The sequence below is a fragment of the Pseudomonas sp. IT-P2 genome, assembly GCF_949767575.1.
GTDB lineage: Bacteria > Pseudomonadota > Gammaproteobacteria > Pseudomonadales > Pseudomonadaceae > Aquipseudomonas > Aquipseudomonas pharyngis.
On sequence record NZ_CATKQA010000049.1, the window covers coordinates 1 to 26,811 of the forward strand.

The window sequence follows — 26,811 nt, forward strand, 5'->3', positions numbered from 1 at the left end:
CTGCCTGGGGCTTAGCTGCCCGCGACAGTCATCTTCTCGATCAACACCGAACCGGTGCGAATGTTGCTGCGCAGTTCCAGATCGTTACCCACCGCGACGATCTGCTTGAACATGTCCCGCATGTTGCCGGCGATAGTCACTTCCTGCACCGCGAACTGGATTTCACCGTTCTCGACCCAGAAACCTGCCGCACCGCGCGAGTAATCACCGGTCACCATGTTCAGACCATGGCCCATCAGTTCGGTGACCAGCAGGCCACGACCCATGCGCCGCAGCAAGGCGGCCTGGTCTTCATCGCCATGGGTGACGAACAGGTTATGCACACCGCCCGCGTTGGCGGTGCTCGGCATGCCGAGTTTGCGACCGGAGTATGTGCCCAGGATGTACGACACCAGCTCGCCCTTCTCGACGAACGGTTTGGCATAAGTCGCCAGACCGTCACCATCGTAGGAAGCACTGCCCATGGCGCGCATCAGATGCGGACGCTCGTCGATGGTCAGCCATTCCGGGAACAGCTTCTGCCCCAAAGTGCCTTCGAGGAACGACGATTTGCGGTACAGACTGCCGCCGGAAATCGCCGACAGGAAGCTGCCGAACAACCCACCCGCCAGTTCCGCCGAAAACAATACAGGCACTTCGCAGGTCGGCACCGGGCGCGCACCCAGACGGCTAGCCGCACGCTGTGCCGCGCGCTGGCCAATGCTCACCGGATCCGCCAGCAAACTGCCCTGGCGGTTCACGTCATACCAGTAATCGCGCTGCATCTGGCCATCGGCCTCGGCGATCATCACGCAGCTCAGGCTGTGTCGGGTCGAAGCGTAACCACCGATGAAACCATGGCTGTTGCCATACACGCGGCAGCCCTGATGAGTGCTCAACGTGGTGCCATCGGCATTTTTGATGCGCGCATCGGCGTCGAACGCGGCTGCTTCACAAAGCAACGCCTTCTCGATGGCCTGCTCCGGCGTGATGTCCCATTGGTGGAACAGGTCGAAATCCTGAATATCCCTGGCCATCAGCGCCGCATCGGCCAACCCCGAGGCTTCGTCTTCCGACGTGTGTTTGGCAATCGCCAGCGCGGCGGCGACAGTCTCGCGAATCGCATCCGGCCCGGTGGCGGAAGTGCTGGCCGAGCCCTTGCGCTGGCCGACATATAACGTGATGCCAAAACCCTGATCGCGGTTGAACTCGACCGTTTCGACTTCACGTTGACGCACCGACGTCGACAGGCCCTGCTCCAGCGACACCGCCACTTCACAGGCACTGGCACCCTGACGCTTGGCTTCGGCGATGATCTGTTCGACCTGTTCCTGCAGTGCCGGCAATGCCTGTGGGCCGACGCTTTCAACTGCACTCATGCTCATCTCCACTCAAATTCTGCTTTCGGCTGGGGCCTTCGAGCGACCGGGCCGGACAAGCGGCCCCCGACTGGTTATCATGGCGGCGTTTCTTTGCGGACTGCCACCATGGTTGATTCTTACGACGACTCCCTCGATACGGGAGAAAAAAGCAAATCCCAGGTCAAACGCGAGCTGCATGCTCTGGTTGACCTTGGCGAGCGCCTTACAACGCTCAAGCCCGACTTGCAGGCAAAACTGCCATTGACCGACGCTTTGCGCCGGGCCCTGGCCGATGCGCCCAAGCACACCGCGAACATCGCGCGTAAACGGCACTTGCAGTTCATCGGCAAACTGATGCGCGATCAGGACACTGACGCGATTCTCACCTTGCTCGATCAACTCGATGCCTCGACCCGTCAGTACAACGAGCGCTTCCACAACCTCGAACGCTGGCGTGACCGCCTGATCGCCGGTGACGATGCCGTGCTGGAGAAATTCGTCGTCGATTACCCGGACGCCGACCGCCAGCAACTGCGTTCCCTGATCCGTCAGGCCCAGCACGAGGTTGCGCAAAACAAACCTCCTGCCTCGAGCCGCAAGATCTTCAAGTACATCCGTGAGCTGGACGAGACTCAACGCGGTCTGCGCTGATATTCGCCACCGGGTGGTCGCACCGCGCGCCACCCGAAGCTCCATCCCTTCTTATGCGCCCGTGCCACCCACGGTGATCGCATCGATTTTCAGGGTCGGCTGACCCACACCCACCGGCACCGACTGCCCGTCCTTGCCGCACGTGCCCACACCGCTGTCCAGCGCCAGATCGTTACCGACCATCGACACCCGGCTCATCGCTTCCGGACCGTTGCCGATCAACGTTGCGCCTTTGACCGGCGCGGTGATCTTGCCGTCTTCGATCAGATAAGCCTCGCTGGTGGAGAACACGAACTTGCCGCTGGTGATGTCGACCTGACCGCCACCAAGGTTGGCGCAGTAGATGCCCTTCTTCACCGACGCGATGATTTCCGCCGGATCGCTCTGGCCGCCGAGCATGTAGGTGTTGGTCATCCGTGGCATCGGCAGGTGTGCGTAGGATTCGCGACGACCATTGCCGGTGCGGGCCACGCCCATCAGCCGCGCATTGAGCTTGTCCTGCATGTAGCCCTTGAGTACGCCGTTTTCGATCAGCGTGGTGCACTCGGTCGGGGTGCCTTCGTCGTCGACGCTCAGGGAACCGCGACGACCGCTCAGGGTGCCGTCATCGACGATTGTGCAAAGTTTCGAGGCAACCATTTCGCCCATACGACCGCTGTAGGCCGAGCTGCCCTTGCGGTTGAAGTCGCCTTCCAGGCCGTGGCCGACCGCTTCGTGCAGCAGCACGCCGGACCAGCCCGAGCCCAGAACCACCGGCAAGGTCCCGGCCGGTGCCGGAATCGCTTCCAGGTTCACCAGCGCCTGACGCAGCGCCTCACGGGCATAGCCCATGGCGCGGTCTTCGGCGAGGAAATAACGGTAGTCGGTACGCCCGCCGCCGCCGTGTCCGCCGCGCTCGCGACGGCCGTTCTGCTCGACGATCACACTGACATTGAAACGCACCAGCGGACGCACATCGGCCGCCAGGCCGCCGTCGGTCGAAGCCACCAGAATGCGCTCCCAGACCCCGGCCATGCTCACGCTGACCTGCTGGATTCGCGGGTCAAGCGCGCGGGTCGCCACATCGATGCGCTTGAGCAGTTCGACTTTCTCAGCGCGGCTCAAGACTTCCAGCGGATTGTCCGGCGCGTACAACTGGGCGACATCCTGGGTGCTGAACGCCTGCACCGTGCCGTTCTGCCCGGCGCGGGAAATCGAACGGGCCGCACGGGCCGCTGCGCCGAGGGCTTCGAGGGTGATCGCGTTGCTGTAGGCGAAACCGGTTTTCTCACCGGACTGCGCCCGCACGCCGACACCCTGGTCGAGGTTGAAACTGCCTTCCTTGACGATGCCGTCTTCCAGCGACCAGGACTCGGAAATCTGCCCCTGGAAATACAGGTCGGCCGCATCGATGCCTGGACCCGCCAGGTCACCGAGCACGCCTTGCAGACTCTCGATCGTCACGCCGCCGGGCGCCAACAGGTGATCACTGACTGAGGACAACAACTCGCTCATAGGTTTTACGCCTTAAATTCGTGTTCTGAAGCAGGTCGCTGTGCGCCCTGCGAAAAAAACCGCCGATGACCGGTCACCGGCATTCGCGCCCGGATGGACGCTTGTTCATTGCTGTCGCGCTCGGCCAGCAATACGGCTTCGCCTTGTTCCTGCTGCGCCAGCACGCGGCCCCACGGGTCGACAATCGCCCCGTGGCCAAAGGTTTCCCGCGGCCCCGGATGCGTTCCGCCCTGGGCTGCCGCCAGCACGTAGCACTGGGTTTCAATGGCCCGCGCGCGGATCAGTACATCCCAGTGCGCCGCCCCGGTCACCGCAGTGAAGGCCGACGGTGCGGTAATCAGTTCAGCCCCGGCAGCGCGCAGTTCGCTGTACAGCTCCGGGAAGCGCAGGTCGTAGCACACCGTCAGGCCCAATCGCCCGACCGGCGTGTCCGCGACCACCACGCCACTGCCATAAGCATAGTCATCGGATTCGCGGTAACGGCCGCGATTGTCCGCTACGTCTACATCGAACAGGTGCAACTTGTCATAGCGAGCAACGATTTCGCCCTGATCGTTCACCAAGAGCGAGCAGGCATGGGACTTGGCCTCGGGCTGCCCCACCGGCGGTAACGGCAAGGTGCCGGCCACAATCCATAACCTGAGGTCGCGGGCGGTCTGTTTCAACCACGGCAGTATCGGGCCTTCGCCGAGCGCTTCGGCGCGACCGATATCGGCGATGTCGCGACGGCCCATGGCGGCGAAGTTTTCCGGCAGCACGGCCAGCTTCGCACCGGCGCTGGCTGCTTGTTCGAGCAAACGTCGGGCATCGCGCAGATTGGCCAGCACATCGCTCTGGCTGACCATTTGAATCACCGCTAAAGACATGGCGCACTCCGCAAGAGGTATGCGGCCATGCTACTCCATCGGTTCAAGGGCTGGCTGTTCAAAAAGGCTTGTCGAAGGTGATTTTCGGCTCTTTCCATGGGCCTTTGACGGTGTATTTGACGCTGGCGAACCGCGCCACGCGATCGCCGATCAGCTTGTCGATCAGGAACAACGCACCGCCGACGGCCGGCGCGCCGACAATCAGCGCGGCAATCGGCAGGTTGTTGGTCACAGGCAAAGTCACCAGCAATTTGGCATCCACCTTGTCGCCCACCAGATCCAGCGTGCCGTCCAGTTCCAGGTTGCTCGAGGGGCCGGTCAACTTGATCGGCTCTTTCGTCACATAAACGCCATTGGTCGCCACCAGCAAACCCTTGACCCGGTCATAGCTCAGGCCCTTGCCGAACAGGTCGGAGAAGTCGAGCCGCAAACGCCGGCCAATCGAGTTGAAGTTGAGCAGACCGAACACGCGCAATGCCTGGGCGCCGCCCTCGACTTCGACGAACTGGCCTTTGTTAAGGGACGCGTCGAGTGTGCCGGAGAAGCGCTTGGTCGCCAGCCACGCCGGCGAGCCCGGCCAGCGGCCATCGACATCCATGTGGAATTCTTCGCTGGTCACGCTCGGCGCAAAACCCCAGCCCTTGAGCACATCGGCGAGGTTCTTGCCGCCGATCCGCCCCCTGTACCAACTGGTCGTGGCACCGGGCGCTCCCTCCCAGCCACCGCTGCCCTGCAAGAGGATGCCCTTGAGGCCCAGATCGAGGTTGTTCAGGGCAATGCCCTTGCCGGTCGGTCGAACCTTGAGCGACCAGCCGCCGACCAGTTCCTGGCCCTGGAACAATTGATTGATGGTGATATCCAGCGCCGGAATCTTGCTCGGATCGACCGAGGCCAGCGGGTCCGGCGCGTTCTCGTCGGCTTGCACCGTCGGGTCCGGCGCCGGCAACCGCACGTATTGCAGATTCACCGCAATCGGCGCGCCCTTGGTATCGGGAATGCCCGCCGTGCCTTTGGCCTGCTGGCTGTCGAGGGCCAGTGCCCAGGCACCGGGCTTGCGATTCACCTGCACGGCTGCCTGATCCAGTGTGGTGCCGAAGGCGGTGAGTTTGCCGATCTTGAAGTCCGCACTGCTGAGCAACTGTTTGGCGTTGCCGCCTGGATCCTGGCCGGCGTATTTGTCCAGCAGATCCTGCCACGGCTTTACGTCCAGCTCCGACAACACGCCACGCACCCGCAGGCCTTTGCTGCCCGGCAACACCGCTTCGCCAGCGCCGAGGAACAGCTCACCCCGACCATCGGCAAAGTTGCCCGGTGGCGCGGCGAAGGTGAAGTTGGCCAGTTGATCGTAATTGACCCAGTAACGCCGCTCCTGCCCCTGCAAGGTCATGCGGAAAACCGTGTCACGCCCGACATCGGCGGCCATGCCGAACGGCGCCGGCAGATCCACCGCCACGCCCTTCAGACTGGAACCGACCATCAATTGGCTGTCGGCGCCGTCCAGATTCACTTGCAACTGATATGGGATGGTCCCGGACACCGGCAATGGCTGAGTCACGCCCAGCCAGTCGGTGAGTTTCTTGACCTCGACCTGCCCTGACGCCGCGATCCGGGTCTTGAGATTGCCGGGGGCACCGTCGGCGAAGATCTGCGCGGTCACCGGCTTGTCAAAAGCCCGGGCACTGATGTTCTGTCCGCTCAGCCCTTTTGCGCTGTCGAAGCGGAAGTCGCCCTTGAGCTGGCTCAATTCAAGCTTCGGCTCCGCCAGCTTCAAGCGCGCATTGGCGGTTTTGAAGTCGACGAGAATTTTCGGCTGATCGCCCTTGGCCAATGGCACATCGAGTTTGAGCTTGCCTTGCAGGTCACCCTCGCCTTCCCAGCCGGCAAAAGTATCGGCGGTGCCAATCGGCGCCTCCTGAAGAATCTTCAGGCCATCGCCCAGCCCGCCAGCAAAGCTGCCGTCGAGGAACATGTGGCTGTGCTCGCCGCTCGGCACATGGGGAATATTGACGAAGACGTCGCCGACCTGGGTATCGAGCAACTGGCCCTTGCTGGCGAGAATGCGCACGCCGCTGTCTTCGATGAACACATCACCGTTGACCTTGCTCACGTGCGGCCAGCCCGGCTGGAAAGCCAGCTCGGCGTCGTGCACCTTGAAGAACAGACTGATGCTGCGATCCGCTTCCCCGGCGTTCTTGTTCAGCGAGCCTTGATACTGGAAGAACCCCTGATCCACCGCGCCCTTGAGAATCGCCGTACGCAGCCATTCGTCGAGGGCCGGGCTCAGGACTTGCGGCAGGTACTTGGCGGTGTAGCGACCGTCGCCATCCACCAGACCGACCCGTAGATCCATGTAGTCTTCCTGGCTGTGATCGAAATGCAGGCGGATCAGGAAGTCGCCGGCGATCTTGCCTTCCTCGCCGAGCACCTTCAGGTACGGCGCGATCAGGGTGAAACCTTCTTTATCGAGCTTCCAGGTCAACCGGGCGTTGGCCTGAATGTATTGCCACGGCTTGGCGAAAATCGGATCGAGGTGCAGGACGAAATCCTTGCTGTCCATGCGCAGTTCGCCCCCGCCGAGATTGCCGGTAAGACTGCCGCTGACATTCCGTGCGGCCGGCGCGCCGTGGTAGGCGTCGAAGCCGACTTGATCGAGGTTGGCGGCGAAGCTGAATTTGCTGTCGTCGGTGGCGTTCGGCCGGAAATCCAGCAGCACGTTACGCAGACCGCCGGTTACTTTCAGGCGCTCGACCACGGTGGCGACGCCTTGGGGCAAAGGTCCGAGGGCATTGAGCAAAGGGGTGATCGGCGTCAGGTCGAGCCGGTCAGCCTGCAGATGCCAGAGTTCTTCGTTCTTGTCGGTGGCGGCAGTCTGTTTAATCTGGACATGGGATTCCCAGCGGGTTTCGCCGAAATTCATCGCCAGCGAATCAAGCGTGACAATGGCTCCCTCGGAACCGCGCTGGAAATAGCCATTGAGCGCCAGATTGTTGATCTGGATCGGCTTGCGTTCAGCGTAGGCGCCGGTCAGTTGCGGCGCATTGAGACGGACCGCAGCACTCTGCAACGCCCCCTCGCGCCAGTTGACCCACAGCTCGCCACCGGCCTTGATCTCGGAGAAATTCCATTGTTGGGTCAGGCGCTCAGGCAGCCACTTCGACCAGTCGCTCTGCGGCAGGCTGGCATAACCGTCCACTTCGCTGTTCTGCCACTGATTCGGACGAAGTCGCGTGCGCAGGCTCAGCGCCACAGGCTGACCGTCGGGCAGGGTCAGGCGCGCATCGAGGCGTTGGCGGCTGGACCCGGTCTTCAGATTGAGGCCGACATAAGTGAGGGTCAGCGGCGCCTGCTCCAGCGGCTGCAACGTCACCTGACTGTCGAGCACCGACAGTTGCTGAATCATTTGCATGCGGTTGAACAGTTGCTCGGGATCCATGGGCTGATCCTGCTGCACCGGCAAGCCTTCCAGCGCCCACTTTCCGTCTTCGCCTTCCTTGAGGCTGATCTTCAGACCGTTGAGTTCAAGATGGGCGATGCGTACTTCCCGGGCGAGCAAACTGGCCCAAAGATCCGGCACCGCGCGCACCCGATCCAGGCGCAGGGCATTGGCGCCGCTGCCGACCATCACGTCGTGGGCCAGCAGGATCGGGGCAAACCCGCTCCAGTTGCCTTCCAGCTCGCCGATCTGCAGCGGCATGCCCAATGCGGCACTGGCCTTGTCTTCGATATCGGTGCGGTATTCGGCCACCAGTGGCGTGAGTTCCCGGCCGAGACTGACGTACAACGCCATCAATACCAGAACCAACGCGCACAGGCCCAGACCCCAGCGGGTCAGTGCGGCCAAAATGCGTGTCAGACGTTCCATGTCAGTTGGCTCCCATGGCAAAAATACTGCAAAAAGCTGAGGCCAGCCGTTTCAGGAAAAAGGTGATGCAGGGGTTCAGAGCAGCACCACGTCATATTGTTCCTGGGAATACATGGTTTCCACCTGGAAGCGTATGGTGCGCCCGATGAAACCTTCAAGTTCGGCCACGTTACCGGACTCTTCATCGAGCAGCCGGTCGACGACTTTCTGGTTCGCCAGCACCCGATAACCCTCGGCCTGATAGGCCCGGGCTTCGCGCAGGATCTCGCGGAAAATCTCGTAGCAAATGGTTTCCGGAGTTTTCAGCTTGCCCCGGCCCTGACAGCTGCTGCACGGTTCGCACAACACTTGCTCAAGGCTTTCACGGGTGCGCTTGCGCGTCATCTGCACCAGGCCCAACTCGGTAATGCCGATGATGTTGGTCTTGGCGTGATCGCGCTCCAGTTGTTTCTCCAGGGTACGCAGCACCTGACGCTGGTGCTCTTCGTCTTCCATGTCGATGAAGTCGATGATGATGATCCCGCCCAGGTTGCGCAGGCGCATCTGCCGGGCAATCGCGGTCGCGGCTTCGAGGTTGGTCTTGAAGATGGTTTCTTCAAGATTGCGATGACCGACGAACGCCCCGGTGTTCACGTCAATGGTGGTCATGGCTTCCGCCGGATCGATCACCAGATAACCGCCGGACTTCAGCGGAACCTTGCGTTCCAGGGCTTTCTGGATTTCGTCTTCGACGCCATACAGATCGAAAATCGGTCGTTCACCCGGGTAGTGTTCCAGACGATCGGCGATTTCCGGCATCAGTTCGGCGACGAACTGCGTGGTTTTCTGAAACGTTTCCCGGGAGTCGATGCGGATCTTCTCGATCTTCGGGCTGACCAGATCGCGCAGGGTACGCAGCGCCAGGCCTAAGTCTTCGTAGATCACGCTCGGTGCGCCGATGGTCTTGATCTGCTCGTTGATCTGATCCCACAGGCGGCGCAGGTAGCGGATGTCCATGAGGATCTCATCGGCCCCGGCACCTTCGGCGGCGGTACGCAAAATGAAGCCGCCGGCCTCCTTGATGCCTTCTTTGGCCACGCAGTCGCTGACCACCTGTTTGAGGCGTTCGCGCTCGGCTTCGTCTTCGATCTTCAGAGAAATGCCGACGTGGGCGGTGCGCGGCATGTACACCAGATAGCGCGACGGGATCGACAATTGCGTTGTCAATCGCGCACCTTTGGAACCGATCGGGTCCTTGGTGACTTGCACCACCAGGCTCTGCCCTTCGTGTACAAGCGCACTGATGCTTTCCACCGCAGGACCTTCGCGCAGGGAAATTTCCGAGGCATGAATGAAGGCTGCGCGATCCAGGCCGATGTCGACGAATGCCGCCTGCATGCCCGGCAGGACCCGCACCACCTTGCCTTTATAGATGTTGCCGACGATCCCGCGTTTTTGCGTACGCTCGACGTGCACTTCTTGCAGCACACCGTTTTCGACCACCGCCACGCGCGATTCCATCGGCGTGATGTTGATCAGAATCTCTTCACTCATGGCAGGGTCTCGTTCAGGCATGTTCACGATAATGGCTGCATCTTGTCCGTTCGACGCTCATTGCGCGTTCAGGGTTTGCCAACAGGGTATGCCGAAATGGCCAAGCAGTTCTGCGCTTTCGCACACCGGCAAGCCGACGACCGCCGAGTAACTGCCGTTGAGGCCGGCGACGAACACCGCACCGAGCCCCTGAATGCCGTAGCCACCCGCCTTGTCCCGGGGCTCGCCGCTGGCCCAGTAGGCGGCGGCTTCTTCGCGGCTGATCGAGCGGAACCGCACCCGACTGCGCACCACCCGCGACTCGCAGCGCTCGCCGTCGAGCACGGCAATCGCCGTCAGCACTTCATGCTCCTTGCCGGACAACATCATCAGCATGGCGCATGCATCGGCTTCGTCCACCGGTTTGCCAAGAATTTTGCCGTCCAGCACCACGGCGGTGTCGGCGCCCAGTACGCAAAACGCGACGTCGCAGACGACGGTGCGCCGTCCGGCCTCTGCCTTGCCGCGCGCCAGGCGCTCGACGTAGGCCGATGGGGGTTCATTGGCGAGAGGGGTTTCATCGATATCCGCGCTGATGGCGGTAAACGGGATGCCGATCTGCGTGAGCAACTCACGCCGACGCGGCGATCCTGAGGCGAGGTAAAGCGGCTTCATCCAAACATCTCCCTGTTGAGTGCCCTGCCTCATGGCACCGGTGGGGGCCCATGCCTGACCGAATCAGTTGATTTTGTAGCGCCGGCGCAACCCACGCAAAGCGAAGCTGACCCATGGCCAGAGCAAGGCACTGACCAGTGCCGGCAGGACCAGTGCGAGGGTCGGCTGACGGTTGCCGGTCAAGGCACTGAGCCAGAGTTGTACGAGCTGGGCGAGGCCGAAGATCACCAGAATCACCAGGCTCTGCTGCCACATCGGGAACATTCGCAGGCGTTGTTGCAACGACAGCACCAGGAACGTGATCAATGTCAGGATCAAGGCATTCTGACCGAGCAGATCGCCTTGCAGCACGTCTTCGGCCAGCCCCAGGCAGAAAGCCGTGACCATGCCGACCGTATGCGGCAGGTACAAAGCCCAGAAGGCCAGGAGCAAGGCCAGCCACAGCGGGCGCAGGATTTCCATGAAAATCGGCAATGGCGACACGCTGAGCAGTATGCCGACGATAAACGTCAGCCAGACGATCCAGCCGTTACGCGATGCGGTAGCTCCGACCATTATTCTTGCCTCCCGGTGGTCGCCGGCGCAGTGACAGGCGGTTTGGCTGCTGGTCGAGCAGCGGGCTGATTCGCCGGTGGCTTGTTGACCGCGGGTGTGGCTGCAGGCGGTTTGCTCGCAGCGGGTTTGGCCGGCGTGGTGTCGGCGGCAGGCGTAGCCGGCGCTGTCGTCGTGGCAGGGGTTGCGGCTGCGGCTGCGGCAGGCGGGGTGACGATTTTCGGCACCGTGGCCGGAACCACCGGACCGCCACCAAAGGCATCGAGGTTTTCCTGAGCCTGCGCGGCATCGTTGGCACGTTCTTCGGCGGTGCGGTTGTCACTGAATACCAGCAGAAGGTAACGGCTGCGGTTCAATGCGGCGGTCGGCACGGCGCGAACAATGGCGAATGGTTGGCCGGAATCGTGGATCACTTCCTTGACCGTCGCCACCGGATAACCGGCCGGGAAACGCTGACCGAGGCCCGAACTGACCAGCAGATCACCTTCCTTGATATCGGCGGTGTCCGCTACGTGACGCAGTTCCAGACGCTCAGGGTTACCGGTCCCACTGGCAATCGCCCGCAGACCGTTACGGTTCACCTGCACAGGAATGCTGTGGGTCGAGTCGGTCAGCAGCAACACACGGGAGGTGTACGGCATCAGTTCGACCACCTGCCCCATCAGGCCGCGAGCATCGAGCACCGGCTGACCGAGCACCACGCCATCACGCTCGCCTTTGTTGATGATGATGCGATGGGTGAAGGGGTTGGGATCCATGCCGATCAGCTCGGCCACTTCGACCTTCTCGTTGACCAGCGCGGAGGAATTGAGCAACTCGCGCAGACGGACGTTCTGCTCGGTGAGGGCGGCAAGCTTCTGCATGCGACCCTGCAACAGCAGGTTCTCCGACTTGAGTTTTTCATTTTCGGCGACGAGCTCGGTGCGACTGCCGAACTGGCTGGCGATACCTTCCCACAACCGTCCGGGCAGGTCAGTAATCCAGTAGGCGTCCATCAGCACCAGCGAGGCCTGGCTGCGTACGGGTTTAAGCAGGCTGAAGCGCGCGTCAACGACCATCAGCGCGACCGACAGTACGGCCAGCACCAACAAGCGCACGCCCAGTGAGGGGCCCTTGGCGAAAAGCGGTTTAATAAGCCGCTCCTCCCAGGCAAATGTTCTGTTTATTCATACGGCATCAAACCGGCCTGGATGAAGACTGACAGAAGATAAACGCCAACAGGCAGCACTGCAAAGTGCTGCCTGTGCGCTCACCCACGTATTGCACCCGGCGATTATTCGCTGGAGAGCAGGTCCATGGTGTGCTTGTCCATCATTTCCAGTGCACGGCCACCGCCGCGAGCAACGCAGGTCAGCGGATCTTCGGCAACGATCACCGGCAGACCGGTTTCCTGGGCCAGCAGCTTGTCGAGGTCACGCAGCAGCGCGCCACCACCGGTCAGCACCAGGCCACGCTCGGCGATGTCGGAAGCCAGTTCCGGCGGCGATTGCTCCAGGGCGCTTTTCACGGCCTGAACGATGGTTGCCAGGGACTCTTGCAGAGCTTCCAGCACTTCGTTGGAGTTCAGGGTGAATGCGCGTGGAACGCCTTCGGCCAGGTTGCGACCGCGAACGTCGACTTCGCGAACTTCACCGCCCGGATAGGCCGTGCCGATTTCCTGCTTGATGCGCTCGGCGGTGGATTCGCCGATCAGGCTGCCGTAGTTGCGGCGCACGTAGGTGATGATCGCTTCGTCGAAGCGATCGCCGCCAACGCGTACGGATTCGGCATAGACCACACCGTTCAGGGAGATCAGCGCGATTTCGGTGGTACCACCACCGATATCCACGACCATCGAGCCGCGAGCTTCTTCAACCGGCAGGCCGGCACCGATCGCAGCGGCCATCGGCTCTTCGATCAGGAACACTTCACGGGCACCGGCACCAAGGGCCGATTCACGGATGGCACGACGCTCAACCTGGGTGGACTTGCATGGAACGCAGATCAGCACACGAGGGCTGGGCTGCAGAAAGCTGTTTTCGTGAACCTTGTTGATAAAGTATTGCAGCATCTTTTCGCAGACGCTGAAGTCGGCGATCACGCCGTCCTTCATCGGACGAATGGCAGCAATGTTGCCCGGCGTACGGCCGAGCATGCGCTTGGCCTCGGTGCCGACAGCGACGACACTTTTCTGGTTACCGTGTGTCCGAATGGCCACAACCGATGGCTCATTCAGGACGATACCGCGCTCGCGCACGTAAATAAGGGTGTTGGCAGTGCCCAGGTCAATGGAAAGATCGCTGGAAAACATGCCACGCAGTTTCTTGAACATGGGAAAGGGACCCTAGGCAACGCGTGGGTAAAAAAGTGCGGCAAACTCTAACAACGACAGGGATTTTGGGCAAGGCGCCAATATGTTAAATTGGCCGCTTTTCTGTGCACCAAGCCCCACAATCGCGGCCTTATGACCGTAGAAGTGCGGTAGTGTTCCGACAATCTAACACACGGACGCCGTCCGTCCTGTTTTCCACTGGAGAAACCCGATGGCGCTAGAACGCTCCGACGTGGAAAAAATCGCTCATCTGGCCAGCCTTGGCCTGAATGACGCCGATCTTCCACACATCACTTCGGCCCTCAACAGCATTCTCGGGCTGGTTGACGAAATGCAGGCGGTCAATACCGACGGTATCGAGCCGCTGGCCCACCCGCTGGAAGCCAGTCAGCGCCTGCGCGCCGACGTCGTGACCGAAAGCAATAACCGCGAGGCTTATCAGTCCATCGCACCAGCGGTCGAAAACGGCCTGTACCTGGTTCCGAAAGTCATCGACTAAAGGGAAAGAGCCTGCAATGCATCAATTGACTCTGGCCGAGATCGCCCGCGGTCTCGCCGATAAAAAGTTTTCCTCCGAAGAGCTGACCAAAGTCCTGCTGGCACGCATTACCCAGCTCGACCCGCAGCTCAACAGTTTCATCAGCCTCACCGAAGAGCTGGCCCTCGAGCAGGCGAAAGCCGCCGACGTGCGCCGGGCCAATGGTGAGAGCGGCACCCTGCTCGGCGCGCCGATCGCCCATAAAGACCTGTTCTGCACCCAGGGCATCCGCACCAGCTGCGGCTCGAAGATGCTCGACAACTTCAAGGCCCCGTACGACGCCACCGTGGTGTCGAAGCTGGCCGCCGCCGGCACCGTGACCCTGGGCAAGACCAACATGGACGAATTCGCCATGGGTTCGGCCAACGAGTCGAGCTGGTACGGCGCGGTGAAAAACCCGTGGAACCTGGAACACGTGCCGGGCGGTTCGTCCGGCGGTTCGGCTGCCGCGGTTGCCGCTCGTCTGTTGCCTGCCGCAACGGCCACCGACACCGGCGGTTCGATCCGTCAGCCAGCTGCATTCACCAACCTCACCGGCCTGAAACCGACCTATGGTCGTGTTTCGCGCTGGGGCATGATCGCTTACGCCTCCAGCCTCGATCAGGGCGGCCCTCTGGCGCGCACTGCCGAAGACTGCGCGATTTTGTTGCAAGGTATGGCCGGGTTCGATCCGAACGACTCCACCAGCATCGATGAGCCAGTGCCGGACTACGCCGCTGGCCTGAATGGTTCGCTGCAAGGCCTGCGCATCGGTGTGCCGAAGGAGTACTTCGGTGCAGGTCTCGACCCGCGCATCGCCGACCTGATCCAGAACAGCATCAAAGAGCTGCAGAAGCTCGGTGCCGTGATCAAGGAAATCAGCCTGCCGAACATGCAGCACGCGATCCCTGCGTACTACGTGATCGCCCCGGCAGAAGCCTCCTCCAACCTGTCGCGTTTCGACGGCGTGCGCTTCGGCCACCGCTGCGCAGACCCGAAGAACCTGGAAGACCTGTACAAGCGCTCCCGTGGCGAAGGTTTCGGGCCTGAAGTACAGCGCCGGATCATGGTCGGTGCCTACGCGCTGTCCGCCGGTTACTACGACGCCTACTACCTGAAAGCGCAGAAGATCCGTCGCCTGGTGAAGAACGACTTCATGACTGCCTTTAATGAAGTCGACATCATCCTCGGCCCGACCACGCCAAACCCGGCCTGGAAACTCGGTGCCAAGAACAGCGACCCGGTCGCTGCCTACCTGGAAGACGTCTACACCATCACCGCCAACCTCGCGGGCCTGCCGGGCCTGTCGATGCCGGCCGGTTTCGTCGACGGTCTGCCGGTCGGCGTGCAACTGCTCGCTCCGTATTTCCAGGAAGGCCGCTTGCTCAACGTTGCGCACCAGTATCAGTTGAACACTGACTGGCACACTCGCACCCCAACCGGCTTCTGAGGAGACACACATGCAATGGGAAGTCGTGATCGGGCTGGAGATTCACACCCAGCTCACCACCCGGTCGAAAATCTTTTCCGGTAGTTCCACCCAGTTCGGTTCCGAGCCGAACACCCAGGCCAGCCTGATCGACCTGGGCATGCCCGGCGTGCTGCCGGTGCTCAACCAGGAAGCGGTGCGCATGGCGGTGATGTTCGGTCTGGCGATTGACGCCGAGATCGGCCAGCACAACGTGTTCGCCCGTAAAAACTACTTCTACCCGGATCTGCCGAAGGGCTACCAGATCAGCCAGATGGAGTTGCCGATCGTCGGCAAGGGCCACCTGGACATCGCCCTGGAAGACGGCACGGTCAAACGTGTCGGCATCACCCGCGCGCACCTGGAAGAAGACGCCGGCAAGAGCCTGCACGAAGAATTCAGCGGTGCCACCGGCATCGACCTGAACCGTGCCGGCACGCCGCTGCTGGAAATCGTGTCCGAGCCTGACATGCGCAGCGCCAAGGAAGCGGTGGCCTACGTCAAGGCGATCCACGCGCTGGTGCGTTACCTGGGCATCTGCGACGGCAACATGGCCGAGGGCTCGCTGCGTTGCGACTGCAACGTGTCGGTACGTCCGAAAGGCCAGGTCGAGTTCGGCACCCGCTGCGAGATCAAGAACGTCAACTCGTTCCGCTTCATCGAGAAAGCGATCAACTCCGAGATCCAGCGTCAGATCGACCTGATCGAAGACGGCGGCAAAGTGATCCAGCAGACCCGTCTGTACGATCCGAACAAGGACGAAACCCGTCCGATGCGCAGCAAAGAGGAAGCCAACGACTACCGTTACTTCCCCGATCCGGACCTGCTGCCGGTGGTCATCGAGGACTCGTTCCTCAACGACGTGCGCGCCACTCTGCCGGAGCTGCCACCGCAGAAACGCGAGCGCTTCCAGAGTGCCTTCGGTCTGTCGGCCTACGACGCCAACGTGTTGGCCACCAGCCGTGAGCAGGCGGACTACTTCGAGAAAGTCGCGAGCATCGGCGGCGACGCCAAACTGGCGGCGAACTGGGTGATGGTCGAGTTGGGCAGCCTGCTCAACAAGCAGAACCTGGACATCGAGGATTCACCGGTTTCCGCCGAGCAACTGGGCGGCATGCTGCAGCGCATCAAGGACAACACCATCTCCGGCAAGATCGCCAAGGTGGTGTTCGAAGCGATGGCCAACGGCGAAGGCAGCGCAGACGAGATCATCGAAAAGCGCGGCCTGAAGCAGGTTACCGACACCGGCGCGATCTCGGCGGTGCTGGACGAAATGCTCGCGGCCAACGCCGAGCAGGTCGAACAATACCGCGCGGCAGACGAAGCCAAGCGCGGCAAGATGTTCGGCTTCTTCGTCGGTCAGGCCATGAAAGCCTCCAAAGGCAAGGCCAACCCGCAGCAAGTGAACGAACTGCTGAAAAGCAAGCTCGAAGGCTGACGATGGCCCCGCGCCTGAGGATCGTTCCCACGCTCTGCGTGGGAATGCCGCCTCGGACGCTCCGCGTCCATTGCGGTGTGACGCAGAGCGTCACGGGGTGCATTCCCACGCCGGAGCGTGGGAACGATCACTTGGGAGCTTATGAATGAAACGTCTGCTCGGCGCCTGCGCCCTGCTCTCTTTGCTGGCCGGTTGCGCCAGCACCGACATCATCGACCCGCACGGTTACGACCAGACCGGCGTCGCCTCCTATTACGGAGCCAAACACCACGGTAAACGTACCGCCAGCGGCGAAGCGTTCAACCAGAATTCCCTGACCGCCGCCCACCGCCAGTTGCCGTTCGGCACTCGGGTGAAGGTCACCAACCTGAAAAACGATGAATCCGTCGTGGTCCGCATCAACGACCGTGGCCCGCACACCCGCGGCCGCCTGATCGATGTTTCACGTGCGGCGGCCGAACAGCTCGGTATGCTGCGCAGTGGAACCGCCCGGGTTCGGGTGCAGGCCCTCGACGACTGATGGAGCGTCCACCATTTTCGGACTGACCGACTTGCCGCTGATCAGCGTGATCGAATTGCTCAGCGGGCTGTTCCTGCTGATCGCCGGCGCCGAGCTGATGGTGCGCGCCGCCGTGCGCCTGGCCGCGCGCCTGCATGTACGACCACTGATCATCGGCCTGACCATCGTCGCCCTCGGCAGCAGCGCCCCGCAAATGGCCGTCAGCCTGCAAGCCGTGCAGGCGCACACGCCGGACATCGCCGTCAGCAGCGTGATCGGCAGCAGCATTTTCAACATTCTTGTCACCCTCGGCCTGTCAGCGCTGATCATTCCGCTGCGGGTGTCGCGGCAACTGGTGCGCCTCGATATCCCGTTGATGATCGGCGCCAGCCTGCTGGTATTCGTACTGGCGTGGAATGAAGAACTCGGGCGCTTCGACGGCATTCTGTTGCTCGGTGCCCTGGCGCTTTACCTCGGATTGTTGCTGCGCCAGTCGCGGCACTCGACCCGCCCGCATTCCGATCAACCCCACGATCCGCAAGCCCCGTGGTTCACCAGCCTGCTGATGATTGTCGGCGGCCTGGGCATGCTGGTGTTCGCCGGACACTTGCTGCTGGGGGCGGCCGTGGTCGTCGCCACTGACCTGGGATTCTCCGAACGGGTGATTGGTCTGACCGTGGTCGCGGTCGGCACTTCGCTGCCGGAACTCGCCACCTCGCTGATCGCCGCGCTGCGCGGTCAGCGGGACATCGCCGTGGGCAACGTGATTGGTGCCAACCTGTTCAACCTGCTTGGGGTGCTGGGCCTCACCGCTTTGATCGCGCCAACACCGCTGTCGGTCTCGCCCAATGCGCTGGATTTCGACCTGCCGGTAATGCTCGGCGTCGCGTTGCTATGCCTGCCGGTGTTCTATTCCGGCTACCGCGTAACCCGCGCCGAAGGTCTGCTGCTGCTGGGTTTGTATCTTGCGTACGGGCTGCACGTGGTGTCGTTCACCACCGGCATGCCACTGGCCGGCAAGCTCGAGCGATTGATGCTGTTTTATGTGCTGCCGACGCTGCTGGCGTTTCTGTTTTTCACGTCCGTGCGCGCCTGGCGCCGCCAACACCACAAGAGGGATGTGCCATGACCGAATCGAAGAAATCCGGGGTTGAAGTCCGCCGCCAGGTAATGGGCGACGCGTTTGTCGATCGCGCGCTGGGAAACGCCACCGAGTTCACTCAACCCTTGCAGGACTTCGTCAACGAACACGCCTGGGGCGGCGTGTGGAATCGCGAAGGTCTGCCGCTGAAAACCCGCAGCCTGATCACCCTCGCCGCGCTGACCGCATTGAAGTGCCCGCAGGAATTGAAGGGCCACGTGCGCGGCGCGTTGAACAATGGCTGCACGGTCGATGAGATCCGTGAAGCGCTGCTGCATTGCGCGGTGTACGCCGGCGTGCCGGCGGCGATTGATGCGTTTCGTGCGGCGCAGGAAGTGATCGACAGTTACCAGAAGCCCGAGTAACCGCCGGCCTCAGATCCACCCGCCCCACTGCAAAAAGAAAATCCCGATGTTGGTGGTGATCGCCGCCATCAGCGTGGTGAGCACGATGATCGCCGCCGCCAGTTCATGGTTGCCCTGGGCCGCACGGGCCATGACAAAACTGGCGGCGGCAGTCGGGCTGCCGAAATACAGAAACAGAATCCCGAGCTCCGCCCCGCGAAAACCCCACAGCCATGCACCCAGCGTGGCGATCACCGGCAGGCCGACCATTTTGACCAGACTCGAACTGAGCGCCATGTTGCCGCTCTTGCGCAGCGCCGCCAGCGACAGCGTGCCGCCAATGCAGATCAGCGCCAGCGGCAGCGTGGTCTGCGCCAGGTACTGGCCGGAGGTTTCCAGCCAGCCCGGCAGACCGATCTTGAAATAAGCGAACGGCGCCGCCGCGATCACGCTGATGATCAACGGATTGCTGACCACGCTTTTGCAGATGCTCCACGGGTCCGACTTGATCACCGGGCTGTAGACCGCCAGCACGATGGTCGACAGGGTGTTGTAGAACAGGATCACCAGCGCCGCGAGAATCGCTCCGAGGGAAATTCCGTAGTCGCCATACATGCTCGCCGCCAGCGCCAGGCCGATCACCCCGTTGTTGCCGCGAAACGCGCCTTGGGTGTAGATGCCACGATCTTCACGCGGACAACGGAAAATCGCCCAGCCCCAGGCCACGGCAAAACTGACCAGCGTGGCGAGGGCGAAATAGATCAGCAGCGCCGGTTGCAGCGCGGCGTGCAGGTCGGCGTGCAGGATGCCGAGAAACAGCAGCGCCGGCATGGTGACGTTGAACACCAGCGACGAAGCGGTGTGGATAAAGTTGTCGTTGATCCAGTCGATGCGCTTGAGCAGCACACCGAGAAACAGCATGGCAAACACCGGCGCGGTGATGTTCAGGGTTTCGAGGAAGATTGCCAGCATGCCGGGGAGCCTTGGAGGTGAGCGTCGTTAGGGCGCTAATGATAAGCCACTTTCACCCTGATCGTTCCCACGCTCTGCGTGGTAACGTCTCCTGTGACGCTCCGCGTCACGCTGTTGGGACGCGGAGCGTCCCGGGCTGCATTCCCACGCGGAGCGTGGGAACGATCCACACCCCTCAAACAGATCAAGTAATCGGCGCCGGATTGAACAACGTAATGTCGTTATGCAGCTTGTGCTTCTCCGCCCACGTCTGCTGCTTGCCGCTCGCCACATCCAGGTAGTAGTGGAACAACTCCCAGCCCAACTCCTCGATGGACGCGCGTCCGGTAGCAATCCGCCCGGCATCGATATCGATCAGATCCGGCCAACGCTGCGCCAGCTCCGTACGGGTCGAAACCTTCACCACCGGCGCCATGGCCAGACCATAAGGCGTGCCACGCCCGGTAGTGAACACATGCAGATTCATCCCCGCCGCCAGTTGCAAGGTGCCGCAGACAAAATCGCTCGCCGGCGTCGCACAGAAAATCAGGCCCTTCTGCTTGAAGCGCTCCCCAGGGCCGAGCACACCGCTGATCGCGCTGCTGCCGGACTTCACGATCGAGCCCAGCGACTTTTCGACGATGTTCGACAACCCGCCCTTCTTGTTGCCCGGGGTGGTGTTGGCGCTGCGATCCGCTTCACCCTTGGCCAGGTAACGGTCGTACCAGTCCATTTCGCGCACCAGTTCCTCGGCAACGGTTTTGCTCTGCGCCCGTGAGGTCAGCAGGTAGATCGCATCGCGCACTTCGGTGACTTCGGAAAACATCACCGTCGCGCCCGCCCGCAGCAGCAAGTCCGAGGCGTAACCCAGCGCGGGGTTGGCGGTAATGCCGGAAAACGCATCACTGCCGCCGCACTGCATGCCGAGAATCAACTCAGACGCCGGCACGGTTTCCCGGCGGCGCTGGTCGAGTTTCTTCAAGCGGACTTCGGCCAGTTCCATGATCTGCTCGATCATCTCGGTGAAGCCGTGACTGGAATCCTGCAAGCGATACAGCCACGGCTCGCTCAGATCCACCGACGCATCGTCCTCGTGCATCACCTGCCCGGCCTGCAATTTCTCGCATCCCAGGCTGATCACCAGCGCTTCGCCACCGAGATTCGGGTTGCGCGCCAGATTGCGCACGGTGCGGATCGGGATGTAGGCGTCGGTGGCCGTGATGGCCACGCCGCAACCATAACTGTGGGTCAGCGCCACCACGTCATCAACGTGCGGGTACTTGGGCAACAGTTCGTCCTTGATGCGTTTTACCGCGTGATCCAGCACCCCGGTGACGCATTGCACGGTGGTGGTGATCCCGAGGATGTTGCGCGTGCCGACGGTACCGTCGGCGTTGCGATAACCCTCGAACGTGAAGCCTTCCAGCGGTGCCTGGGCGGCCGGCACATCGGTGGACAGCGGCAGGCTGTCCAGCGGTGGCGCGGTCGGCATGCGCAGTTGATCTTCCTTGACCCAACTGCCACGGGGAATCGGCTGCAACGCGTAGCCAATGATCTGGCCGTAGCGAATCACCGTGCCACCCTCGGGGATATCCACGAGGCTGACCTTGTGACTCTGCGGCACGAAATCCACCGTCACCAGGCCATCGGCAAATGCGGTGCCGGCCGGCACGCCCTGGTCGTTGACCACTACCACTACGTTGTCCCGCTCGTGCAGGCGGATGTAGCGCGGCGAGTCGGAATGTTCAATCAACTGCATGACGCCGCTCCTCAGGAATGCGCTTGAGACAATTTGCCGGTGGCTTCGGAACCGCCTTGGGTTGGCGGCTCTTTAAGGACCACACGTTTGATCGGGCCGACGATCACCAGGTAGCTGAACACCGCCACGAGTGCGTTGGCACCGACGAACACCAGCGCCCATTTGAACGAGCCGGTGGAACTGATGATGTAACCGATGACGATCGGAGTGGTGATCGAGGCGATGTTGCCGAAGGTGTTGAACAGGCCACCGCTCAGACCGGCGATCTGTTTCGGCGAGGTGTCGGACACCACCGCCCAGCCCAGCGCGCCCACGCCTTTGCCGAAGAATGCCAGGGCCATGAAGCCGACCACCATCCATTCAACGTCGACATAGTTGCACGCCACGATGCTGCTCGAAACCAGCAGACCGGCAATGATCGGCGCCTTGCGGGCAAAGGTCAGCGAATGGCCCTTGCGCAGCAGGTAATCGGAAATTACGCCGCCGAGCACGCCACCGATAAAACCGCAGATCGCCGGCAACGAGGCGATGAAACCGGCCTTGAGGATGGTCATGCCGCGTTCCTGCACCAGGTACACCGGGAACCAGGTCAGGAAGAAATAGGTGATGCCGTTGATGCAGTACTGGCCCAGATAAACGCCGAGCATCATGCGATTGGTCAGCAACTGGCGGATGTAATCCCACTTCGGACCGTCAGCCTTTTTGCCTTGTTTCTGGTCCATGTCGACCATGCCGCCGTTGTCGGCGATGAACTTCACTTCCGCTTCGTTGGCCATCGGGTGTTGGCGCGGGCTGTGGATAACCTTGAGCCAGACCAGCGAGAACACGATGCCGAGCAGGCCCATGACGATGAACACGTGCTCCCAGCCAAAGGAGAACACGATCCAGCCCATCAGTGGCGCGAACAACACGGTGGCAAAGTATTGCGCCGAGTTGAAGATTGCCGAAGCGGTGCCGCGTTCGGCAGTCGGGAACCAGGCCGCGACGATGCGCGCGTTGCCGGGGAACGATGGCGCCTCGGCCAGGCCGACCAAAAAGCGCAGCATGAACAGCGCGACGATGGCCGTGGACATGCCGAACTCACCGACGAAGCCTTGCAGCACGGTGAACAGCGACCAGGTGAAAATGCTCAGGGCATAGACTTTTTTCGAGCCGAAGCGATCGAGCAGCCAGCCGCCGGGAATTTGCCCGGCCACGTAGGCCCAACCGAATGCAGAGAAGATGTAGCCGAGGGTGACCGCGTCGATGCCGAGGTCTTTTTGCAAACTGGAACCGGCGATCGCGATGGTGGCGCGGTCGGCGTAGTTGATCGTGGTCACCAGAAACAGCATGAGCAGGATCAAATAGCGGACGTGAGTCGGCTTGGACGATTGCATGTAGATGTACTCCCACTGATTATTTTTATGCGGGTAAAACATTCTTTGGTCTTGTGCCGCGCAGGGCCTCAGGCGAAGGCCCGGCGCGGGTGCAGCGATTTACGAACCGATGTAGCTGGTCTTCACGACCGTGTAGAACTCTTGCGCATAGCGGCCTTGCTCACGTGAGCCATAGGATGAACCCTTACGGCCACCGAACGGAACGTGGTAATCGACACCGGCGGTCGGCAGGTTGACCATCACCATCCCGGCCTGGGAATGACGCTTGAAGTGGTTGGCGTACTTCAGCGACGTGGTGGCGATACCCGCCGACAGACCGAATTCGGTGTCGTTGGCCATGGCCAGTGCAGCCTCGTAATCGGCCACGCGAACGATGTTGGCCACCGGGCCGAAGATCTCTTCGCGGCTGATGCGCATCGACGCTTCGCTGTCGGCAAACAGGGTCGGCGCAAGGAAGTAACCCTCGGTGTCGCAGGTCACCAGAGCACCGCCGCTGACCAGACGCGCACCTTCGGACTGACCGATGTCGATGTACTTCATGTCCTGTTCAAGCTGCGCTTGCGAAACCACCGGACCGATATCGGTGCCAGCCTTCAGCGCGTGGCCGACCTTGATCGACTTCATGCGCTCGGCCATGGCTTCGACGAACTTGTCGTGAATCCCGGCAGTGACGATCAGTCGGCTCGAAGCCGTGCAACGCTGGCCGGTGGAGTAGAACGCGCTCTGCACCGACAGCTCGACCGCCTGCTTGAGGTCGGCGTCGTCGAGAATGATCTGCGGGTTCTTGCCGCCCATCTCCAACTGAACCTTGGCTTGACGCGACACGCAGTTGACGGCGATCTGACGGCCCACACCGACGGAGCCGGTGAAGCTGATGCCGTCGACTTTCGGGCTGTTGACCAACGCTTCACCGACCACACGACCGCTGCCCATCACCAGGTTGAACACGCCGGCCGGGAAGCCTGCGCGGGAGATGATTTCAGCCAGGGCCCAGGCGCAACCCGGCACCAGATCCGCCGGTTTCAACACCACGCAGTTGCCATAGGCCAGGGCCGGGGCGATTTTCCACGACGGGATGGCAATCGGGAAGTTCCACGGGGTGATCAGGCCGACCACACCCAGGGCTTCGCGGGTGACTTCGACGTTGACGCCCGGACGCACCGACGGCACGTAGTCGCCGGACAGGCGCAGGCACTCGCCAGCGAAGAACTTGAAGATATTGCCGGCGCGGGTTACTTCACCGATGGCTTCCGGCAGGGTCTTGCCCTCTTCCCGGGCCAGCAGGGTGCCGAGCTCTTCGCGGCGGGCGAGGATTTCAGTACCGACTTTGTCCAGCGAATCGTGACGGGCCTGAATGCCCGAGGTCGACCACGCCGGGAACGCGGCGCGCGCGGCGTCGATGGCGGCGTTGACCTGAGCCAGGTCAGCCTTGGCGTAATCGCCGATGGTGTCGCTCAGTTCGGACGGGTTGATGTTCGCCGAGTAATCGTTACCGGCGACCCATTCACCGTTGATGTAGTTGTCATAGCGCTTGGTCACGAATCATTCTCCTGACGCAAAAGGCCGCTGATTGCTCAGCGGCCTTGTTTATAGAGGTGTGTTACTGCGCACCTTGCTTGTCGATCAGCGCAGCGAGCATTTCGTACTCTTCGCCGGTCAGGTCAGTCAGCGGCGCCCGCACCGGGCCTGCGTCATAGCCGGCGATCTTGGCGCCTGCCTTGACGATGCTCACGGCGTAACCGGCCTTGCGGTTGCGGATGTCCAGGTACGGCAGGAAGAAGTCGTCGATGATCTTGCCGACGGTGGCGTGATCTTCGCGGGCAATCGCGTGGTAGAAGTCCATCGCGGTTTTCGGGATGAAGTTGAACACCGCCGACGAGTAGACCGGCACGCCCAGGGCCTTGTAGGCAGCGGCGTAGACTTCGGCGGTCGGCAGACCACCGAGGTAGCTGAAGCGATCGCCGAGGCGACGACGGATCGACACCATCAGTTCGATATCACCCAGACCGTCCTTGTAACCGATCAGGTTCGGGCAGCGCTCGGCCAGACGCTCCAGCAGCGGCGCGGTCAGGCGGCAGACGTTACGGTTGTAGACCACCACGCCGATGTTGACCGATTTGCACACCGCTTCAACGTGGGCGGCAACGCCGTCCTGGCTGGCTTCGGTCAGGTAGTGCGGCAGCAGCAACAAACCTTTGGCGCCCAGGCGCTCGGCTTCCTGAGCGTATTCGATGGCCTGGCGGGTCGAACCACCGACACCGGCGAGGATCGGCACGCTGCTGGCGCAGGTGTCGACGGCAGTCTTGATGATTTCCGAATATTCGCTGGCGGCCAGGGAGAAGAATTCACCGGTGCCACCGGCGGCGAACAGGGCTGAAGCACCGTACGGGGCCAGCCATTCCAGGCGTTTGATGTAGCCAGCGCGGTTGAAATCGCCCTGGGCATTGAAATCGGTCACCGGGAACGACAGCAGGCCGGCGGAGAGGATGGACTTCAGTTCTTGTGGATTCATTATTCGAACACCCTGGTAGCAACGTTTTTTGTGAGTGGACCGTTCAGCCTTCGCCGAAGTTGTAGGTCATCGTACAACTTAAAATATAACCGTCAACTGCATTTCATCGTTGGAGGGCATTTTTTGTCGGACAGGATTTCTTTTTGACGTAGGAAATTTCTCGACTAGGCTGATTTTAACTGTATATACGTACAGTTAAATACAACTTGCCGACGACATATCAAGGAGAAAGAAATGTCCGGTCTACAAACAAAATGCCCCGAAAAGCCTGCACCGGTCATCGCCCGTTTTGATGACTTGTTTACCCCCGGCGGCATCGCCTTCAATGCCGAGAACCCGCACTTGCTGTTGCACATCGCCGACTCGCACAGCGATGTCGAACCCGCGACCGCCCTGCCCGCTCAAGCCTTGAAAGGCAAGCCGCAACTGCGCTTCGAAGGTGCGGAACACACGGCTATCGGCGATAACACCCGACTGCGCTTCGTTGAAAATGCCGAGCCGCTACTCGCGCAAAACGTGCCCCTGCATCTGCCGAACGGATTGGCGCTGACCTACGGCCAGGTGCTGGCGCTGGGCGGTGATTTCTATGGAATCGTCGACCGTCCGATCAATGAAGGGTCGACTTCGGCTGATCGCCTTCAGCGCTTCACGGCGGCCTTCGACACTCTCGCCACGCTGTCGGCCTCGAAGATCGAGGCGACGCAAATTCTCGCAATCATGCAAAAGGAGATCGACGCGGTTAAACAGGCCATCAAGGATGGCAAGCAACCTCATGAGGCCTACGACGCGTTAGGAGATACGTTGTCGGAAGAGTGGAACAAAATCACCGGCGGCGGGAGTTTTGTCTCGGCCCTGTTCCCGCTCGGTCGCTATCTGAAACTGGCAGCGAACAACGCCGACCACTTCGGCGAATGGGCTCGCCAGGCCTACATCGCCGGGCACACCGCCGCCCTGCAAACCGCCGCTGCCGCCCACGCCAGTCAGGACGAACTGCAACTGGAACGGGCCTACGCGATGAACGCATTCGCCGACCACTACCTCACCGATCTGTTCTCTTCCGGGCATTTGCGAGTGCCGCGCAAAGCCATGGCCGCAGCGGTGACACCGAGCGATCTGGGCTCGCTCATCACACGTTTCATGCACGACGAAGACAGCAAGTTCGGCCTCAAGGTACGCAACGGACATGGCGAGCAATGGCGGGCATTCGGTGACAAGCGCTACTTCGACGCCACGGACGCTGACAACCGCAATCAGGTGAATCGGGCGGTACAGGATTCGGCGGACGAGGTGTACGCCGCGTATTCAAGCGGCAACGTGCCGACCACCTTCAACGCGCTGCAACGGTTGCCGGATCTGACGGCCGTGCTGGACCCGGCCAACAACTTCTCGCCACTGTTCCGCGTCGAGGGCAACAAAGTCCTGCGGCGCAAGGACGTCAACAACCTCAACGACACCGCCACCGTCGACGACTGGTGGGGCTGGAGCACTTACCTGCTGCTCAAGGACTATCACCCAACGGGCAACACGAATTAAGGAGCGATTC

Annotated in this window: 22 protein-coding genes; 8 read left to right on the forward strand and 14 right to left on the reverse strand. The window is 61.6% G+C overall.

Annotated elements, in window-relative coordinates:
- Nucleotides 1–11: 11 nt before the first annotated feature.
- Nucleotides 12–1,358, reverse strand: a complete 1,347-nt coding sequence (gene pmbA / locus ACM6JM_RS28715) for a metalloprotease PmbA (RefSeq protein ID WP_039769277.1) — start codon at nucleotides 1,356–1,358, stop codon at nucleotides 12–14.
- 108 nt (nucleotides 1,359–1,466) lie between these two features.
- Between pmbA and yjgA the strand changes: the two genes are divergently transcribed.
- Nucleotides 1,467–1,991: a ribosome biogenesis factor YjgA gene (gene yjgA / locus ACM6JM_RS28720; RefSeq protein WP_007953598.1), complete on the forward strand. Its 525-nt coding sequence runs from the start codon at nucleotides 1,467–1,469 to the stop codon at nucleotides 1,989–1,991.
- Nucleotides 1,992–2,042: 51 nt separating this feature from the next.
- On the opposite strand, the gene tldD is transcribed toward yjgA, so the two are convergent.
- From tldD to mreB, 8 genes are all read right to left on the reverse strand, one after another.
- On the reverse strand, nucleotides 2,043–3,485 hold the full coding sequence (gene tldD, locus ACM6JM_RS28725) for a metalloprotease TldD (RefSeq protein ID WP_007953601.1): 1,443 nt from the start codon (nucleotides 3,483–3,485) through the stop codon (nucleotides 2,043–2,045).
- A gap of 5 nt (nucleotides 3,486–3,490) precedes the next feature.
- Nucleotides 3,491–4,351, reverse strand: a complete 861-nt coding sequence (locus ACM6JM_RS28730; protein ID WP_007953603.1) for a carbon-nitrogen hydrolase family protein — start codon at nucleotides 4,349–4,351, stop codon at nucleotides 3,491–3,493.
- A 58-nt stretch (nucleotides 4,352–4,409) separates the two neighbouring features.
- Nucleotides 4,410–8,213: a YhdP family protein gene (locus tag ACM6JM_RS28735; RefSeq protein WP_414882874.1), complete on the reverse strand. Its 3,804-nt coding sequence runs from the start codon at nucleotides 8,211–8,213 to the stop codon at nucleotides 4,410–4,412.
- Nucleotides 8,214–8,288: 75 nt separating this feature from the next.
- Nucleotides 8,289–9,746: a ribonuclease G gene (rng, locus tag ACM6JM_RS28740; protein ID WP_007953605.1), complete on the reverse strand. Its 1,458-nt coding sequence runs from the start codon at nucleotides 9,744–9,746 to the stop codon at nucleotides 8,289–8,291.
- Between the two features lie 57 nt (nucleotides 9,747–9,803).
- Nucleotides 9,804–10,400 carry a Maf family protein gene (locus tag ACM6JM_RS28745; RefSeq protein ID WP_414882876.1) on the reverse strand — a complete coding sequence of 199 codons (597 nt, stop codon included), beginning with the start codon at nucleotides 10,398–10,400 and terminating at the stop codon, nucleotides 9,804–9,806.
- A 63-nt stretch (nucleotides 10,401–10,463) separates the two neighbouring features.
- On the reverse strand, nucleotides 10,464–10,955 hold the full coding sequence (gene mreD / locus ACM6JM_RS28750; RefSeq protein ID WP_039769270.1) for a rod shape-determining protein MreD: 492 nt from the start codon (nucleotides 10,953–10,955) through the stop codon (nucleotides 10,464–10,466).
- Nucleotides 10,955–12,085 (reverse strand): rod shape-determining protein MreC, encoded by a 1,131-nt coding sequence (gene mreC / locus ACM6JM_RS28755; protein ID WP_414882947.1) that lies wholly within the window; start codon nucleotides 12,083–12,085, stop codon nucleotides 10,955–10,957. The genes mreD and mreC overlap by 1 nt, the downstream gene beginning before the upstream one ends.
- A gap of 140 nt (nucleotides 12,086–12,225) precedes the next feature.
- Nucleotides 12,226–13,263 (reverse strand): rod shape-determining protein MreB, encoded by a 1,038-nt coding sequence (gene mreB / locus ACM6JM_RS28760; protein ID WP_002555108.1) that lies wholly within the window; start codon nucleotides 13,261–13,263, stop codon nucleotides 12,226–12,228.
- Between the two features lie 211 nt (nucleotides 13,264–13,474).
- Here mreB and gatC point away from each other — a divergent pair, with 211 nt between their 5' ends.
- The 6 genes from gatC to ACM6JM_RS28790 all read left to right on the forward strand — a co-directional run bounded on the left by gatC (nucleotide 13,475) and on the right by ACM6JM_RS28790 (nucleotide 18,691).
- Nucleotides 13,475–13,762 (forward strand): Asp-tRNA(Asn)/Glu-tRNA(Gln) amidotransferase subunit GatC, encoded by a 288-nt coding sequence (gene gatC, locus ACM6JM_RS28765; protein ID WP_007953612.1) that lies wholly within the window; start codon nucleotides 13,475–13,477, stop codon nucleotides 13,760–13,762.
- A gap of 16 nt (nucleotides 13,763–13,778) precedes the next feature.
- Complete coding sequence (gatA, locus tag ACM6JM_RS28770) at nucleotides 13,779–15,230, forward strand: Asp-tRNA(Asn)/Glu-tRNA(Gln) amidotransferase subunit GatA (RefSeq protein ID WP_163974033.1); 1,452 nt, start codon at nucleotides 13,779–13,781, stop codon at nucleotides 15,228–15,230.
- A 10-nt stretch (nucleotides 15,231–15,240) separates the two neighbouring features.
- Nucleotides 15,241–16,686: an Asp-tRNA(Asn)/Glu-tRNA(Gln) amidotransferase subunit GatB gene (gene gatB / locus ACM6JM_RS28775; RefSeq protein WP_039769265.1), complete on the forward strand. Its 1,446-nt coding sequence runs from the start codon at nucleotides 15,241–15,243 to the stop codon at nucleotides 16,684–16,686.
- Between the two features lie 145 nt (nucleotides 16,687–16,831).
- On the forward strand, nucleotides 16,832–17,206 hold the full coding sequence (locus ACM6JM_RS28780) for a septal ring lytic transglycosylase RlpA family protein (protein ID WP_064593383.1): 375 nt from the start codon (nucleotides 16,832–16,834) through the stop codon (nucleotides 17,204–17,206).
- 46 nt (nucleotides 17,207–17,252) lie between these two features.
- Nucleotides 17,253–18,314 carry a calcium/sodium antiporter gene (locus ACM6JM_RS28785; protein ID WP_039769703.1) on the forward strand — a complete coding sequence of 354 codons (1,062 nt, stop codon included), beginning with the start codon at nucleotides 17,253–17,255 and terminating at the stop codon, nucleotides 18,312–18,314.
- Nucleotides 18,311–18,691, forward strand: a complete 381-nt coding sequence (locus ACM6JM_RS28790) for a carboxymuconolactone decarboxylase family protein (protein ID WP_011332452.1) — start codon at nucleotides 18,311–18,313, stop codon at nucleotides 18,689–18,691. The genes ACM6JM_RS28785 and ACM6JM_RS28790 overlap by 4 nt, the downstream gene beginning before the upstream one ends.
- A 9-nt stretch (nucleotides 18,692–18,700) precedes the next feature.
- On the opposite strand, the gene ACM6JM_RS28795 is transcribed toward ACM6JM_RS28790, so the two are convergent.
- The 5 genes from ACM6JM_RS28795 to kdgD form a co-directional block, all read right to left on the reverse strand.
- Nucleotides 18,701–19,642: an AEC family transporter gene (locus ACM6JM_RS28795; RefSeq protein ID WP_007953620.1), complete on the reverse strand. Its 942-nt coding sequence runs from the start codon at nucleotides 19,640–19,642 to the stop codon at nucleotides 18,701–18,703.
- Nucleotides 19,643–19,826: 184 nt separating this feature from the next.
- Complete coding sequence (gene garD, locus ACM6JM_RS28800) at nucleotides 19,827–21,380, reverse strand: galactarate dehydratase (protein ID WP_039769258.1); 1,554 nt, start codon at nucleotides 21,378–21,380, stop codon at nucleotides 19,827–19,829.
- An 11-nt stretch (nucleotides 21,381–21,391) separates the two neighbouring features.
- On the reverse strand, nucleotides 21,392–22,756 hold the full coding sequence (locus ACM6JM_RS28805; RefSeq protein ID WP_039769701.1) for an MFS transporter: 1,365 nt from the start codon (nucleotides 22,754–22,756) through the stop codon (nucleotides 21,392–21,394).
- 99 nt (nucleotides 22,757–22,855) lie between these two features.
- On the reverse strand, nucleotides 22,856–24,295 hold the full coding sequence (locus tag ACM6JM_RS28810) for an aldehyde dehydrogenase family protein (protein WP_039769256.1): 1,440 nt from the start codon (nucleotides 24,293–24,295) through the stop codon (nucleotides 22,856–22,858).
- A 61-nt stretch (nucleotides 24,296–24,356) separates the two neighbouring features.
- Nucleotides 24,357–25,268 carry a 5-dehydro-4-deoxyglucarate dehydratase gene (gene kdgD / locus ACM6JM_RS28815; RefSeq protein ID WP_011332448.1) on the reverse strand — a complete coding sequence of 304 codons (912 nt, stop codon included), beginning with the start codon at nucleotides 25,266–25,268 and terminating at the stop codon, nucleotides 24,357–24,359.
- Between the two features lie 234 nt (nucleotides 25,269–25,502).
- Here kdgD and ACM6JM_RS28820 point away from each other — a divergent pair, with 234 nt between their 5' ends.
- Nucleotides 25,503–26,801: a phospholipase gene (locus ACM6JM_RS28820; RefSeq protein WP_414882878.1), complete on the forward strand. Its 1,299-nt coding sequence runs from the start codon at nucleotides 25,503–25,505 to the stop codon at nucleotides 26,799–26,801.
- Nucleotides 26,802–26,811: the final 10 nt, after the last annotated feature.

Bases quoted from the DNA above. Each gene is read 5' to 3' on its own strand.
- pmbA (WP_039769277.1), bottom strand. From the start codon at position 1,358: ATGAGTGCAGTTGAAAGCGTCGGCCCACAGGCATTGCCGGCACTGCAG.
- yjgA (WP_007953598.1), top strand. From the start codon at position 1,467: ATGGTTGATTCTTACGACGACTCCCTCGATACGGGAGAAAAAAGCAAA.
- tldD (WP_007953601.1), bottom strand. From the start codon at position 3,485: ATGAGCGAGTTGTTGTCCTCAGTCAGTGATCACCTGTTGGCGCCCGGC.
- ACM6JM_RS28730 (WP_007953603.1), bottom strand. From the start codon at position 4,351: ATGTCTTTAGCGGTGATTCAAATGGTCAGCCAGAGCGATGTGCTGGCC.
- ACM6JM_RS28735 (WP_414882874.1), bottom strand. From the start codon at position 8,213: ATGGAACGTCTGACACGCATTTTGGCCGCACTGACCCGCTGGGGTCTG.
- rng (WP_007953605.1), bottom strand. From the start codon at position 9,746: ATGAGTGAAGAGATTCTGATCAACATCACGCCGATGGAATCGCGCGTG.
- ACM6JM_RS28745 (WP_414882876.1), bottom strand. From the start codon at position 10,400: ATGAAGCCGCTTTACCTCGCCTCAGGATCGCCGCGTCGGCGTGAGTTG.
- mreD (WP_039769270.1), bottom strand. From the start codon at position 10,955: ATGGTCGGAGCTACCGCATCGCGTAACGGCTGGATCGTCTGGCTGACG.
- mreB (WP_002555108.1), bottom strand. From the start codon at position 13,263: ATGTTCAAGAAACTGCGTGGCATGTTTTCCAGCGATCTTTCCATTGAC.
- gatC (WP_007953612.1), top strand. From the start codon at position 13,475: ATGGCGCTAGAACGCTCCGACGTGGAAAAAATCGCTCATCTGGCCAGC.
- gatA (WP_163974033.1), top strand. From the start codon at position 13,779: ATGCATCAATTGACTCTGGCCGAGATCGCCCGCGGTCTCGCCGATAAA.
- gatB (WP_039769265.1), top strand. From the start codon at position 15,241: ATGCAATGGGAAGTCGTGATCGGGCTGGAGATTCACACCCAGCTCACC.
- ACM6JM_RS28780 (WP_064593383.1), top strand. From the start codon at position 16,832: ATGAAACGTCTGCTCGGCGCCTGCGCCCTGCTCTCTTTGCTGGCCGGT.
- ACM6JM_RS28790 (WP_011332452.1), top strand. From the start codon at position 18,311: ATGACCGAATCGAAGAAATCCGGGGTTGAAGTCCGCCGCCAGGTAATG.
- ACM6JM_RS28795 (WP_007953620.1), bottom strand. From the start codon at position 19,642: ATGCTGGCAATCTTCCTCGAAACCCTGAACATCACCGCGCCGGTGTTT.
- garD (WP_039769258.1), bottom strand. From the start codon at position 21,380: ATGCAGTTGATTGAACATTCCGACTCGCCGCGCTACATCCGCCTGCAC.
- ACM6JM_RS28805 (WP_039769701.1), bottom strand. From the start codon at position 22,756: ATGCAATCGTCCAAGCCGACTCACGTCCGCTATTTGATCCTGCTCATG.
- kdgD (WP_011332448.1), bottom strand. From the start codon at position 25,268: ATGAATCCACAAGAACTGAAGTCCATCCTCTCCGCCGGCCTGCTGTCG.
- ACM6JM_RS28820 (WP_414882878.1), top strand. From the start codon at position 25,503: ATGTCCGGTCTACAAACAAAATGCCCCGAAAAGCCTGCACCGGTCATC.